Source organism: Sphaerisporangium sp. NPDC005288 (assembly GCF_040607475.1).
Classification (GTDB): domain Bacteria; phylum Actinomycetota; class Actinomycetes; order Streptosporangiales; family Streptosporangiaceae; genus Sphaerisporangium; species Sphaerisporangium rhizosphaerae.
The window spans coordinates 206,560-219,260 of record NZ_JBEXGT010000007.1; the positions used below are offsets into that span (position 1 = coordinate 206,560).

The window sequence follows — 12,701 nt, forward strand, 5'->3', positions numbered from 1 at the left end:
GCGGCCCGCACCGGCGGTGCCGGAGGGTAACGTCTGGGGGCATGGAACCTACTCGGCGGCACGTCGTGGTCGTCGGCGGGGGCATCGCGGGGCTGGCCGCGGCCTTGCACCTCCGCCAGGAGGACGGCGACGTTGCGGTCACCGTGCTCGAAGGCGCCTCGCGCATCGGCGGCAAGCTGCACGCCTCGCAGGTCGCGGGCTTCCCGGTGGACGAGGGCGCGGAGGCCATGCTGGCCCGGCGTCCGGAGGGCAAGGAGCTGGCGCGCATGGCCGGCGCCGGCGGCGATCTGGTCCATCCCGCCTCTGTGGGAGCGTCCATCTACAGCAGGGGAGCGCTGCGGCCGATGCCCAAGGGGCAGGTCATGGGCGTTCCCTCCGACCTCGCCGAGCTGGCCCGCTCCGGGGTCCTGTCGCCCGGCGGCCTGGTCCGGGTGCCGTTCGACCAGGTGCTGCCCGCGACCCTGATCACCTCCGACGTCTCGGTGGCCGCCTACATCCGGGCCCGCATGGGCGGAGAGGTCCTCGACCGCCTGGTCGAGCCGCTGCTCGGCGGCGTCTACGCCGGGCGCGCCGAGATGCTCTCGCTGGACGCCACCATGCCCGCCGTCGCCACGGCGGCCCGCACCGAGCGCTCCCTGCTCCAGGCGGCCCGCGCCATCGCCGCGAAGGCCCCCAAGGACGCCGGCCCGGTGTTCACGACACTGAGAGGCGGCATGGGCGGCCTGCCCGAGGCGGTCGCCGCGGCGTCCGGCGCCGAGGTGCGCACCGGCGTCATGGTGCGCGAGCTGAGCCGCACGCGCGCCGGTTGGCGCCTGGTGACCGGCCCGGCGCGCGCCCCCGAGATCGTCGAGGCCGACGCGGTGATCCTCGCGGTGCCCGCGCCGGCGGCCGGCCGGCTGCTGTCCGGCGAGGTGCCCAAGGCCGCCGCCGAGCTGTCGCGGGTGGAGTACGCCAGCATGGCGATCGTCACCCTGGCCTATCCGCGCGCGGCCTTCCCCGAGCAGCCCTCCGGCAGCGGCTACCTGGTGCCGCCGGTCGAGGGCCGGGCCGTCAAGGCCGTGACCTTCAGCACGGTCAAGTGGCCCCATCTGGCCGAGGCCGATCCCGGCGTGCTGGTGCTGCGCTGCTCCATCGGCCGGTTGGGCGAGGAGGCCGTCCTGCAGCGCGACGACGGCGAGCTGGTCGCCCTGGCCATGACCGAGATGGCCGAGGTCATGGGCGTTCGCGGGCTGCCGCTCGACACCCGGGTGACCCGCTGGGGCGGCGCACTGCCGCAGTACGAGGTGGGCCACCTCGACCGCGTGGCGCGCATCCGCGCCGCCGTGGCCGTCCAGCCGGGCCTGGCCGTGTGCGGCGCGGCCTACGACGGGGTGGGCATCCCCGCCTGCGTCGCCTCCGCGCGCGCGGCGGCGGCGAGCATCCTCGCGCACCTGCGGGAGGAGCGCGGGGGAGAATGGCGTGAGGACCAGCCGGCGGCCGGCACCCGCTGAGGTGCCGCGCCGGTCAGAGCATTCGACGGAAGCGAGCGTGGACTTGTGAGTGAGGAGCGGACGCGGCCCAAGGCGCGCGATCTCAACGAGGTGATCCGCTACACCATGTGGTCGGTCTTCCGGGTGCGCGAGGAGCTGCCCGGTGAGCGGCAGGATCTGGCGCACGAGGTCGAGGCCCTGTTCGCCCAGGCCGCCGAGAAGGACGTGGTGACCCGCGGCGCCTACGAGGTGGCCGGGTTCCGCGCCGACGCCGACTACATGTTCTGGTGGCACGCGCCCACCGCCGAGGACCTCCAGGAGGTCTACGGGCGGTTCCGCAGGACGTCCCTGGGCCGGGCCAGCGAGCCGGTGTGGTCGGCGATGGCCCTGCACCGGCCCGCCGAGTTCAACAAGTCGCACATCCCGGCGTTCCTGGCCGAGGAGGAGGCGCGCGGCTACGTCTGCGTCTACCCGTTCGTGCGCTCGCTGGAGTGGTACCTGCTGGAGGACGCCGAGCGCCGCAGGATGCTCGCCGAGCACGGCGCGCTCGCCCGGGGGTACCCCGACGTGCGGGCCAACACCGTCTCGTCGTTCGCGCTGAACGACTACGAGTGGATCCTCGCCTTCGAGGCCGACGAGTTGCACCGCATCGTCGATCTGATGCGCGCCCTGCGGGCCTCCGACGCCCGGCGGCACACCCGCCTGGAGGTGCCCTTCTACACCGGCACCCGCAAGCCGGTCGGAGAGCTGCTGACCGCCCTCCCATAAGCCTGCATAGCCGGACAATCGCGACATCTGTCACTCAAGCCTCAAAGGACACATCTGTTACTTTTGGGGAACAACCGCCGCGAGGATGCGATCTTTGGCATACTCGTGGGGATTCCCGTGTCGAAGTGAGGCAGAGGGTGACCAGGGGCAAGAGTCTGGCACGGTCCAGGCGAGGGGGGCACCGGCGGCGCAAGGCCCGCCGTGCGCGCGTTCTCGAGGGTTTCTTAGGGTTGGCCGCCGTCACGGTGGGGGCCCTGGCGGTCGGTGCGGTGTTCCTGCGGCCGGACGGCGGCCAGGCCGTCGCCGGCCTGGCGCCGCCCCCGCCGCGGGTGGCGGCGGCGCCTCCCCCCGCGCCGGTGGAGTCCGGTGGCGGCTCCCAGGCCAGGGCCGCCGGAGCCAAGGCCAAGAAGGCCCGCGACCCGGCCAAGACGGCGTCGGGTCCCTCCGAGCACACCGACGCCAAGGCGGTGAGCTACTTCAAGCAGCGCTGGGTGGACGACAAGGCGATCAAGCGCATCACCGACATCAGGACCGTCGGGAAGTACCTGCGCATCTACACCGACCTGCCGGAGTCGGCGCACGACTCCAAGCCGGCGATCGACCTGTGCAAGCGCGGGCTGGAGTACCTCGTGCAGGAGGTCGGGGACGAGCACCCCGTGGTCTTCGTGCAGGCGGAGTTCGGTCAGAACGGCAACCCGGTGCTGGCCAACATCATCGGCGCGGGCGACAAGTCGTGCCGGCTCACCCATCCCGCTCCGGACTGAGCGGTGTCCGCTCTGCCCGGGGGCGGAGGCCGCCGCACCCGCACGCGCGTCCGGCCGCAGACCGCGCAGCGCTGTGTGACCACCTGGCCGATGGTCTCGATCGTCTCCCACCTGTGACGAAGGTGCACACGGCTCCCGCACGAACCCCGACCCGGGCCCGCGCGAAGGCGTGAGCCCGGGATGGGTCTACCCGTACGGCGGCATGACCACTCGCTGACGGTGACATTCCGCTGGCATTCCGTGACGAATGCGGGCATATGCGACGAGTCGCGGGAGCCGGCGATCGGTCAGGAGTCGGCGGGGACCAGCCGCAGGGACACGGAGTTGATGCAGTAGCGGTCGTCGGTGGGCGTCGCGTACCCCTCGCCGTGGAAGACGTGCCCGAGGTGGGAGTCGCAGCGGGCGCAGCGGACCTCGACCCGTGACATGCCCAGAGAGTGGTCCTCGATCAGGGTGACGGCCTCGGACTCCGACGGCTCGAAGAACGACGGCCACCCGCAGTGCGAGTCGAACTTGGTGTCGGAACGGAACAGCTCGGCTCCGCAGGCGCGGCAGGAGTAGACCCCCTCGGCCTTGGTGTCGACGTACTCGCCGGTCCACGGGCGCTCGGTGCCCGCCTGACGCAGTACGCGGAACTCCTCGGGGGACAGCTGGACGCGCCAATCGGCCTCGCTCTTGACCACCTTTTCCATGCCCCAAGCCTATGCGGGCTCCGGCGATGGGGATCGCGCGGACCGAGGACGTAAGCACTTCGTCAGCGGCCCTCGGGGCGCGCCCGCCCGCCCCGGTTCCTGTCGGTGGCGCGGGGTACGGTCGAAGGCATGGCGTCGCCGTTCATCGAGCTCAACGTCGGGGGCCGGACCGTCAAGGTCACCAACCCGGACAAGGTCTACTTCCCTGACATTGGTGCGACCAAGCGCGAGCTGGTCGAATACTACGTGTCGGTCGGCGAGGGCGCCCTGCGCGCGCTCAGAGACCGGCCCACCTACCTCAAGCGCCACCCCGACGGCGTGCTGACCGAGGCCATCTACCAGAAGCGCGTCCCGCCCCGGCACCCCGACTGGCTGCAGACCGTCACGGTGCGCTTCCCGAGCGGGCGCAGCGCCGACGCTCTGCGGGTGACCGAGGTCGCCGCCATCGCCTACTGCGCCAACCTCGGCACCATCGACTTCCACCCCTGGCCCACCCGCGCCGACGACGTCGAGCGCCCCGACGAGCTGCGCATCGACCTCGACCCCCAGCCGGGCACCGGCTTCGAGGACGCCCGGGCGACGGCGTTCGCCGTGCGGGAGGTCCTCGACGAGCTCGGCATGCGCGGCTTCCCCAAGACCTCCGGCACGCGCGGCATCCACATCAACGTGCGCATCGAGCGCCACTGGTCGTTCACCGAGGTGCGCCAGAGCGCCATCGCCCTCGCCCGCGAGGTCGAGCGCCGCCGTCCCGACCTCACCACCACGGCCTGGTGGAAGGAGGAGCGCGGCGAGAAGGTCTTCATCGACTACAACCAGAACGCCCGCGACCGCACCATCGCCAGCGCCTACTCCGTCCGGGCCAGGCCGCACGCCCCGGTCTCGACGCCGGTCACCTGGGAGGAGCTGGCGCAGGTCGATCCGCGCGACTTCGACATCCGCACCGTCCCCCCGCGCTTCGCCGAGCTCGGCGACGTGCACGCCGAGATCGACGACCGGGCCTTCTCCATCGAGCCGCTGCTCGAGTGGTACGCCAAGGACGAGCGCGGCGACATGCCCTACCCGCCCAACTACCCCAAGATGCCCGGCGAGCCCAAGCGCGTCCAGCCCAGCAAGGCGAGGCCCGAGGGGGAGCGGCCCGGGGCGGGCTGATCCGCCGCGCCCGCACGCGGCCGGCCGCCGTCCGGAAGGGACGGCGGCCGGAGCATGAGGCCCGAGTTGTGAGGCCCGAGTTGTGAGGCCCGAGTTGTGAGGCCCGAGCTGTGAGGCCCGAGCTGTGAGGCCCGAGTTGTGAGGCCCGAGTTGTGAGGCCCGAGCTGTGAGGCCCGAGCTGTGAGGCCCGAGCTGTGAGGCCCGGGCGGGTCACCAGTTGGCGGGCAGGCCCGGGGTGGTGGGGGGCAGCGGCCGGTTCGGCGGGTGGATGACGTAGACCACGCCGCGGCTGCTGGAGCCGCGCAGCCAAACGTTCTCGAAGTTCGCCCTCGGATAGACGTGGCGCACCGCGTCGTCGTTCGGCGAGGCAGGGTCGTTGGCGATCACGTCACCGGTCGCGGTGAAGCCGATGATCACCATGAGGTGGCCGTTGGTGCTGTACCCGGCGCCGGGCAGCTCCTCCTTCTTGAACGACTGGGAGGTCACGACGGGGATGCCCGCGGCGATCAGGCGCTCCATCTCGGTGAGCGAGCGCAGCCGGGTGACGAACCCCTCCATGCCGTACCGGCCGGCGTAGGCGGTGTTGAACGGCCAGTTGCCGGCGCCCTCGTAGTCGTGGTCGTAGGTGTACCGGGCGGCGTAGTCGACCTCGGGGTCGGGGTCGGCGGGGTCCACCCAGGCGGTGTCCTGCGCGCTCGGCCACTTGCCCCAGTAGCCGAGGACCATGGTGGTGGAGGTCGGGCTGCACCAGGCCTCCCCGCCGCCGTCCCACTCGGGGTAGTGGCCGGCGTGGACGTTCTGCGAGCGGCGCGGCACGTTCAGCTCGACGCCCCAGGCGGCGCCGCCGGGGCTGACCGGCACGGTGGCGCGGTCGGGCGCGGCCGAGGCCATCGCGCCGAGCGCCCGCACCTTCGGCACCACGTGGGAGCCCGGCGTGCGGTACAGCGTGAGGCGAAGCTGGTAGCTCGTGATCGGCCGGTCGTCGGCGGCGACGAAGGTGTCCACGGAGACGTAGCCGTTGTCGTCGCCCTGGCTCGGCACCGAGGTGCGCAGGATGTCGCCCTCGGCGTAGGACCAGCGCCCGAGCACGTACCACTTGGTCTGGCCGGTGGAGTTACGGCCGCGCATCTCGACCTGCAGCCAGCTCCCGGCGGGGACGTCGGCGTTCCACGAGGCGACGGCCTCGGTGGCGGCGAAGCCGATCTGCCGCTCCGTGCCGGTCCACCGGGCGTACTCCCACGTCTTGGTGCCCAGGGCGTCGGTGTAGACGGTGGTCCCCACGGGGCGGGCGAAGGACAGCGTCCTGCCGGGGGCGACGCCCTCGGCCCTGCCCTGGTGGAAGGAGGCTCGCTGGTAGGTCACGTCCACCGCGGCGGGGGCGGGCCCGCTCCCGGCCATGGCGGGGCTCGCGGAACCCGCGGTGAAAAGGACGGCGGACAGGGATGTGCTAAGGAGGGTGGAGAGGAACCTGGTCAGCACGCGCATGGGCTCACCTTGCCTGTCGGTCGGTTGGCCGCCGACGGTAGATCCTTTGACCGCCGCTCGCATCGGATGGTTTACGTATGAGTAGACAAAGGTGACGTCCTGGCCACATCGCCGGCGCCGGCGTGCCGCATCAGGGCCGCCGGGGTCTCACTCGCTCTCGACCGGAGGGGTCGTCACGGCCGCGCCGGCGGCCACGTCGGCGTGCCGCGACATCGTGGCGGCGGCGCGGCGAACGGCGCCCACCGGGACGGCGGGCACGAGCTTGTCCAGGAAGGCGTACCGGCGGGCCAGCGAGTCGATGTAGGCGCCGCTGTGGCCACTGGCGGCGGCGGCCCGCACGTCGTGCCACCAGTCGGCGATGTCCCCCCAGCCGGGGGCGGCGAGCGAACCGCCGAACTGCTGCACGGCGAGGGCCGAGCAGACCCCGGCGAAGGACAGGCGGTCGGCCAGCGGCCAGCCCGACAGCGTGCCGAGCACCAGGCCGGCCCCGAAGACGTCGCCCGCGCCCGTCGGGTCGAGCGCGGTCACCCGCAGCGCCGGAGCGTAGGCCTCCTCGCCGGTGGTGGAGTCGATGGCCATCGCGCCGTTGGCCCCGTCGGTCACCACCGCGAGCGGCACCCGGTCGGCGATGGCGTACAGCGCCTCGCGCGGGGTCTCGGTGCCGGTGTACGCCATGGCCTCGACGGCGTTGGGCATGAAGGCGTGGCAGACCGACAACTGGTCGAGCACCGAGGCCGACCAGGTCTCCGAGGGGTCCCAGCCGACGTCGGCGAAGATCAGCGCGCCGTCCTTGCGCGCGAGGTCGGCCCAGGTGCACGCCTCGTCGTCGCCGAGCGGCTCCTCCAGCGACAGCGGCGCGATGACGGCCCGCGAGCGGGGCGGGCGGCCGATCATCTGCGTCGGCGGCATGGGCGCGGGGTGGCCGTGGGTGACCATGCTGCGGTCGCGGTTGACGGCCATCGAGACGGTCACGGGGGAGTGCCACCGCTGGAACCGGCGCGAGCGCGACAGGTCGACCGACTCCTGCTCCGACAGGATGCGCCAGTTGAAGTCGGCGTAGTCGTCGTCGCCGAACGCGGCGGCCATCGAGGTGCGCAGCCCGAGCCGGCTGGAGGCGATGGCGAGGTTGGCGATGCCGCCCGGGCACGACCCCATGCCCTCGGCCCACACCTCGGTGCCGGCGGCCGGCATGGCCTGCAGGCCGGTGAAGACGATGTCGAGGAAGACGGTGCCCGCCGTGAACACGTCGAACTCGGGCCCCTCCGGGCCGCGTTGGTCGGCTAGCGGATCGTATGCCTGGACTGACACGGTGGTGCTCCCCCTCGACGTGCGAAGATGTGCGCACTCTCGCATGTTTCGCCCACCCAGATCAAGGGTGATCAAGCCGGTGCCCGCCCGTGCGGCTCGCCGTTCCCGCAGGTCGCGGCCCTGAAGCACCCGGTGAGGATGCCCGCCGCCCCGGCGGGTCAGGCGCCGGCCCGGCCCGCCCTGGCGGCGCCGCGCGGCGTCGGGCGGACCGGCAGGGCCGCTCGGTTCTCGGGCGGCGCCGCGCGGCGTCAGGCGGACGGGTCCAGCCGCCCGATCATCCAGCGGCACCATTCGGCGCGGTGGCGTTCGTAGCTCAGGCCGCACCACAGGGCCGCGTAGTTGCCGAAGGTCGGATCGCCGGGGTCGGGGACGCCCGCGAACCCCGCCCGCTGCCCTTCGTACTGGGCGATGCGCTCCTCGTGCAGCAGGAGCTGGGCGCGGAACAGCTCGGCCATCTCGGCGGGGTCGGCGAGCCAGGACGCGTAGGTCTTCAGCACCAGCTCATCACGCTCGGTGCGGGCGCGCGGCGGCTCGGTGACCCAGTCGCGCAGCGCCGCCCGGCCCTCGGGGGTCAGGTGGTAGACCTTCTTGCCCTGCGGCCCGGGCCCGTGCTCGGCCTCGAACCGCACCAGGCCGTCGGCGAGCAGCTTCTGCAGGTCGGTGTGGATCTGGCTGTGGCGGGCCGTCCAGAAGTAGCCCACCGGGCGGTTCATGACGGCGGTGAGCTCGTAGCCGGTCCTCGCGTCCTTGGCGAGCGCGGCCAGGATCGCGAAACCAAGTGTTGATGGCATCGCACCCCGAGTGTAGTGTGCGGCACTATGTCAGTTCAGACATAGAGCGAGATGGTGGTGGTCATGCGAGCGATCGTCGGGCTGGCGGCAGTGGTCATGGCGCTGAGCGCGTGCGGGGGCGAGACGGGCGAGACGGGCGCGACCGGTGCGACGGCCGCGGGTGGGCGGGGCGCGAGCGCCGGTCCATCGGCGTCCGGGACGCCCGCCGCCACGCCGTCGGCGGCGCCCGCTCCCACGCTCTCCCCGTCCCCGAAGCGCCCGCTCCCCAAGGGGCCGAACCTGTCGGGGTGCTACACCAGGGACGACGGGAAGATCTTCACCTACGGCAAGGAGAAGTTGCCCGGCGTCGTCATGGGCAAGGGCGCCACCGGAGTGGTGATCTCCTACGAGCGCGGCGGCAACGCCTGCACCTGGCGGCCACTCGCCGACCGGCTGGTCTCGGCCGGCTACCGCGTGCTGCTCTACGCCCGCGATCTGGAGGCCATTCCCGAGGACAACATCGTGGACATGGCCAGGCGGCTGGACAAGGAGCGCGGTGTCGGGCGCATCGTCCTGGCCGGCGGCTCGATGGGCGGCACGCTGTCGGTGAGCGCGGCGCTGAAGCTCGGGGACCGCGTCGCGGCCGTGGTCGCCCTGGCGGGCCCGCCGCTTCCCGAGGAGGCGGCCCGCCTGAGGGTCCCGTTGCTGCAGATCGCCGGCGTCTACGACGGCGACCGCGCCAAGCGCATGCGCGAGTCCGACGACGCGGCCGTCCTGGCGCCCGACCGGCAGGTCGTCGTCGTCCCGGACGAGTCGGCGCACGCCTCATCGCTCTTCGAGACCCCGCACGGGCCCCAGGTGCTCGACATGATCATGGCGTTCGTGAACCGGCACGGGACCTGACCCGGCCGGACGGCCGCCGGCCAGGGGCGCCCGCCGGGACGCAGGGTGACCGGTGGGCGGGTGGAAATAGCGCGCCGGAGCGTCCGGAGAACGGGACAAATGCGTACATGCCGGGTACATAGCCGGGAGGGACGGCGACGGGAGGGCTGCTTACCAGACGACTCGCTTTCCACGTGGGAGGCAGCAGAACTATGGGGAGCGGCGAGCGGCCCGCGCTGCGGGTCGATCTTCTGGGAGGCTTCCGCCTCCTGGCCGGAGGGGAACAGGTGACGGTCTCGGGTGGCACCGAGCGCCTGGTGTCGTTCACCGCCCTCTGCGGTCAGGCGGTGCCCCGCACGCTGCTGGCGGGCACGCTGTGGCCCGACCGGCCGGAACGGCGGGCGCAGGCCAGCCTGCGCTCCGCGCTGGCGCGCCTGGAGGCCGCGGGCCGGCTGGTCCTGGACATCGGCTCCACCGAGGTGCGGCTGAGCCCGGCCGCCGGCGTCGACATCGGCGAGGCGCGCGCCCTGGCCCGGCGCGTCCTGGACCCGGGCGGGCGGCCGGCCGGCGCGGACCTCAGCGCCGCCGCCGTGGAGGCCCTGTCGGTGGACCTGCTGCCCGGCTGGTACGACGACTGGGTGGTCCGCGAGGCCGAGGAGTGGCACCAACTGCGCCTGCACGCCCTGGAGGCCCTCGCCGACGACTTCGTCGAGGCCGGCAGGTTCGCCGACGCCGTCGCCGCCGCGGGGACGGCCGTGCGCGCCGAGCCCCTGCGCGAGAGCGCCCACGCGGCGCTGATTCGCGCTCACCTGGCCGAGGGCAACCAGGCGGAGGCCCTGCGCGTCTTCGAGCGCTACGAGCGCCTGCTGTCCTGCGAGCTCGGCCTGCGCCCGACCCCGCTGGTCGCCGACCTGGTCGCCGGCCTGCGCGCGTCGCCCAGCGGTGAGGGGCGCGGTCATCCGCTCCGGCCGGCCGATCAGCGGGCCAGGATGTCGTCCAGGTTGTAGCCGACCGGGGTCTCGAGCTGGGCATAGGTGCACGACTCGGGGGTGCGGTCGGTGCGCCAGCGCCGGAACTGGGCGGTGTGCCGGAACCGGTTGCCCTCCATGTGGTCGTAGGCGACCTCGACCACCAGCCGGGGATCCAGCGGGACGAACGCGAGGTTCTTGCCCGCGCTCCACCGGGAGATCGCCCCGGGCATGCGCTGGGCGGTGTTCTCGTCCTGCGACGTCCACGAACTCCACGGATGCCCGCCCAGGTCCTCCAGCAGGTAGGGCTTGAGCTCCTCGATCAGCTCGGCGCGGCGCTTCATCGGGAACGACGCCGACACCCCCACGTGGTGCAGCACACCGGCCTCGTCGTACAGGCCGAGCAGCAGAGACCCGACGACCGGGCCCGACTTGTGCTCGCGGTAGCCGGCGACGACGCAGTCGGCCGTGCGCTCGTGCTTGACCTTGAACATCGTGCGCCGGTCGGGCTCGTAGGGCTGGTCGGTGCGCTTGACCACGATGCCGTCCAGTCCGGCGCCCTCGAACATCTCGAACCACTCGCCCGCGCGCTGGTCGCTGGCGGTGACGGGGGTGAGCCGGACGCGGTCGCCCGCGCCGGCCAGGGCCTCGGCGAGCCGGGCGCGGCGCTCACCGAACGGGGTGTCCATCAGGCTGTCGCCGCCGATCGCGAGCAGGTCGAAGGCGACGAACGAGGCGGGCGTGCGCTCGGCGAGCAGCTTGACCCGCGAGGCGGCCGGGTGGATGCGCTGCTGCAGCGCGTCGAAGTCGAGGATCTGGCCCTGCCGCAGGACGATCTCGCCGTCGACGACGCAGCGCTCGGGCAGCTCGCGCCGCGCCGCCTCGATGAGCTCGGGGAAGTAGCGGTTGAACGGCCGCTCGTTGCGGCTGCCCAGGTAGACGGTGTCGCCGTCGCGGAACACGATGCAGCGGAAGCCGTCCCACTTCGGCTCGTACAGCAGGGTGCCGTCCTGCGCGGGCAGGGCCTTGACGGCCTTGGCGAGCATCGGCGCCACCGGCGGCGGCACCGGCAGGTCCATGTCGGGCGGCGGCTCCGGCGGGGCGGGACGGCCGGGACGGCTCGGCTGTTCGGGGAGGGTCATTTCGGCTCCCGGGTGTACCTGCAGAACAGGAAGTCTTCTTCCGTGAGGACGTGCGCGAGGCGCAGGGGCACGTGGGAGGCGGGCCCGTTGAGGATGCGCGCGGAGTCGCCGCCGGTCAGAACCGGGCTGACGGTCAGGCACAGCTCGTCCACCAGTCCGGCCGCCGCGAGCTGCCCGTTGATCCTCGGCCCGCCCTCGCACAGGATGCGGCCGAGGCCGCGCTCGCGCAGCGAGGCCACGGCGAGGGACATGTCGACCCGCTCGTCGCCGGCCACGATCACCTCGGCGTGCCGTGCGGCCTCGTCGCGGCGGTCCTTGGGCGCGCGCTCGGTGGTGATCACGATCGTCCTGGCGTACGGCTCGGCCTCGGTGAACAGCGGACTGGCCAGGTCGAGGTCCAGGCGCCGGGTGATCACGGCGATGGGCGGGGAGAGCGGCCGTCCGACCCGCAGCTCGCGCCAGGACGGGCGCGGGCGGGCCGGCCCGTAGGCCTCGGTGCGCACGGTGGCGGCGCCGGCGAGCACCACGTCGGCCAGGCCGCGCAGCACGCCGAACAGGCGCCGGTCGCCCTTGCCTGACAGGCCCTCCGACACGCCTTTGAGCCAGGCGCCGCCGTCGGCGCCGGCCACCATGTTCAGGCGCAGGCACCCGGACCGGGGATAGGCGTAGGCGTGGGCGAGATCGACGTCGTCCGCGGGGCTGGGAAGGATGCGTCGCACGCTTCCTACCTTGGCACAAGGGGAACGCCGGGTCGCGGAGGGGGCGGCAAGGTCGCCGGAGCAATAGCTCGCCACATATAGCCATTTGTGAGACATGGGATGCGTAGCGTTACGCCGCCGGGCTCAGATGTAGGGGAGGAGGAACACGCGGCGGCGAATGGAGGGCCTGGTGCGGCTGGCGGCGGTGGCGATGTGGGTGGTGGCGGCAGGCCTGGGGGTCTATCTCCTGTGCCTGTGGCTGACCGGGGGAGGGCTGCGCCAGCAGAAGACCAAGGTGACCCGGTTCCCGGCCACTTTGGTCTTCCTGCACCCCGCCTTGGGAGTCTGCTCGCTGGCCTCGTGGCTGGGCTTCCTGGTCAGCGGGCGTCATGGCTACCTGTGGCTGTCGCTGAGCCTGCTGTGCGCGGCCCTGCTGCTCGGCTTCACCATGTTCACCCGCTGGATCGGCGGCGGGCGGCACGCCAAGGGCGCCGAACAGCGTTTTCCCGTCATCGCCGTGCTCCTGCACGGCCTCGCGGCGCTGGCGACCTTCGTGCTGGTGCTGCTCACCGCCGCGACGCTCTAGGCGCGCCCCGGACGGGCGGC

13 protein-coding genes are annotated in these 12,701 nt (G+C 72.9%); 7 read left to right on the plus strand and 6 right to left on the minus strand.

Features of this window, described 5'->3' with window-relative positions; translation table 11 throughout:
- Positions 1 to 41: 41 nt before the first annotated feature.
- From hemG to ABZU32_RS09980, 3 genes are all read left to right on the plus strand, one after another.
- Positions 42 to 1,490 (plus strand): protoporphyrinogen oxidase, encoded by a 1,449-nt coding sequence (gene hemG / locus ABZU32_RS09970; RefSeq protein WP_354919682.1) that lies wholly within the window; start codon positions 42 to 44, stop codon positions 1,488 to 1,490.
- 45 nt (positions 1,491 to 1,535) lie between these two features.
- Positions 1,536 to 2,237, plus strand: coding sequence for a hydrogen peroxide-dependent heme synthase (gene hemQ, locus ABZU32_RS09975; RefSeq protein WP_354919686.1), 702 nt, complete (start codon positions 1,536 to 1,538; stop codon positions 2,235 to 2,237).
- A gap of 230 nt (positions 2,238 to 2,467) precedes the next feature.
- Positions 2,468 to 3,001, plus strand: a complete 534-nt coding sequence (locus tag ABZU32_RS09980; RefSeq protein WP_354919689.1) for a hypothetical protein — start codon at positions 2,468 to 2,470, stop codon at positions 2,999 to 3,001.
- A gap of 287 nt (positions 3,002 to 3,288) precedes the next feature.
- Here the strand turns inward: ABZU32_RS09980 and msrB are convergent, their stop codons facing one another.
- Positions 3,289 to 3,693 carry a peptide-methionine (R)-S-oxide reductase MsrB gene (msrB, locus tag ABZU32_RS09985; protein ID WP_354919692.1) on the minus strand — a complete coding sequence of 135 codons (405 nt, stop codon included), beginning with the start codon at positions 3,691 to 3,693 and terminating at the stop codon, positions 3,289 to 3,291.
- A 129-nt stretch (positions 3,694 to 3,822) separates the two neighbouring features.
- Here msrB and ligD point away from each other — a divergent pair, with 129 nt between their 5' ends.
- Complete coding sequence (gene ligD, locus ABZU32_RS09990) at positions 3,823 to 4,842, plus strand: non-homologous end-joining DNA ligase (protein ID WP_354919695.1); 1,020 nt, start codon at positions 3,823 to 3,825, stop codon at positions 4,840 to 4,842.
- A gap of 210 nt (positions 4,843 to 5,052) precedes the next feature.
- Here the strand turns inward: ligD and ABZU32_RS09995 are convergent, their stop codons facing one another.
- The 3 genes from ABZU32_RS09995 to ABZU32_RS10005 form a co-directional block, all read right to left on the minus strand.
- Positions 5,053 to 6,327, minus strand: a complete 1,275-nt coding sequence (locus ABZU32_RS09995) for a C39 family peptidase (RefSeq protein ID WP_354919698.1) — start codon at positions 6,325 to 6,327, stop codon at positions 5,053 to 5,055.
- Positions 6,328 to 6,474: 147 nt separating this feature from the next.
- Complete coding sequence (locus tag ABZU32_RS10000) at positions 6,475 to 7,635, minus strand: PfkB family carbohydrate kinase (protein ID WP_354919701.1); 1,161 nt, start codon at positions 7,633 to 7,635, stop codon at positions 6,475 to 6,477.
- A gap of 248 nt (positions 7,636 to 7,883) precedes the next feature.
- Entirely contained in the window at positions 7,884 to 8,426 is a 543-nt protein-coding gene (locus ABZU32_RS10005; protein ID WP_354919704.1) for a PadR family transcriptional regulator, read from the minus strand.
- A gap of 63 nt (positions 8,427 to 8,489) precedes the next feature.
- Here ABZU32_RS10005 and ABZU32_RS10010 point away from each other — a divergent pair, with 63 nt between their 5' ends.
- Complete coding sequence (locus tag ABZU32_RS10010) at positions 8,490 to 9,308, plus strand: alpha/beta fold hydrolase (protein ID WP_354919707.1); 819 nt, start codon at positions 8,490 to 8,492, stop codon at positions 9,306 to 9,308.
- 191 nt (positions 9,309 to 9,499) lie between these two features.
- Complete coding sequence (locus ABZU32_RS10015; RefSeq protein WP_354919710.1) at positions 9,500 to 10,294, plus strand: BTAD domain-containing putative transcriptional regulator; 795 nt, start codon at positions 9,500 to 9,502, stop codon at positions 10,292 to 10,294.
- Here ABZU32_RS10015 and ABZU32_RS10020 read toward each other — a convergent pair.
- The gene (locus ABZU32_RS10020) at positions 10,264 to 11,334 is read right to left on the minus strand and encodes an ATP-dependent DNA ligase (RefSeq protein WP_354919770.1); all 1,071 of its coding nucleotides are present in this window, start codon (positions 11,332 to 11,334) and stop codon (positions 10,264 to 10,266) included. The two genes, ABZU32_RS10015 and ABZU32_RS10020, sit on opposite strands and share 31 nt — an antisense overlap.
- 59 nt (positions 11,335 to 11,393) lie before the next feature.
- Complete coding sequence (locus ABZU32_RS10025) at positions 11,394 to 12,116, minus strand: pyrimidine reductase family protein (RefSeq protein ID WP_354838881.1); 723 nt, start codon at positions 12,114 to 12,116, stop codon at positions 11,394 to 11,396.
- Between the two features lie 157 nt (positions 12,117 to 12,273).
- Here ABZU32_RS10025 and ABZU32_RS10030 point away from each other — a divergent pair, with 157 nt between their 5' ends.
- Positions 12,274 to 12,681: a hypothetical protein gene (locus ABZU32_RS10030; RefSeq protein ID WP_354919712.1), complete on the plus strand. Its 408-nt coding sequence runs from the start codon at positions 12,274 to 12,276 to the stop codon at positions 12,679 to 12,681.
- Positions 12,682 to 12,701: the final 20 nt, after the last annotated feature.

Bases quoted from the DNA above. Each gene is read 5' to 3' on its own strand.
- hemG (WP_354919682.1), top strand. From the start codon at position 42: ATGGAACCTACTCGGCGGCACGTCGTGGTCGTCGGCGGGGGCATCGCG.
- msrB (WP_354919692.1), bottom strand. From the start codon at position 3,693: ATGGAAAAGGTGGTCAAGAGCGAGGCCGATTGGCGCGTCCAGCTGTCC.
- ligD (WP_354919695.1), top strand. From the start codon at position 3,823: ATGGCGTCGCCGTTCATCGAGCTCAACGTCGGGGGCCGGACCGTCAAG.
- ABZU32_RS09995 (WP_354919698.1), bottom strand. From the start codon at position 6,327: ATGCGCGTGCTGACCAGGTTCCTCTCCACCCTCCTTAGCACATCCCTG.
- ABZU32_RS10005 (WP_354919704.1), bottom strand. From the start codon at position 8,426: ATGCCATCAACACTTGGTTTCGCGATCCTGGCCGCGCTCGCCAAGGAC.
- ABZU32_RS10010 (WP_354919707.1), top strand. From the start codon at position 8,490: ATGCGAGCGATCGTCGGGCTGGCGGCAGTGGTCATGGCGCTGAGCGCG.
- ABZU32_RS10015 (WP_354919710.1), top strand. From the start codon at position 9,500: ATGGGGAGCGGCGAGCGGCCCGCGCTGCGGGTCGATCTTCTGGGAGGC.
- ABZU32_RS10020 (WP_354919770.1), bottom strand. From the start codon at position 11,334: ATGGACCTGCCGGTGCCGCCGCCGGTGGCGCCGATGCTCGCCAAGGCC.
- ABZU32_RS10030 (WP_354919712.1), top strand. From the start codon at position 12,274: ATGGAGGGCCTGGTGCGGCTGGCGGCGGTGGCGATGTGGGTGGTGGCG.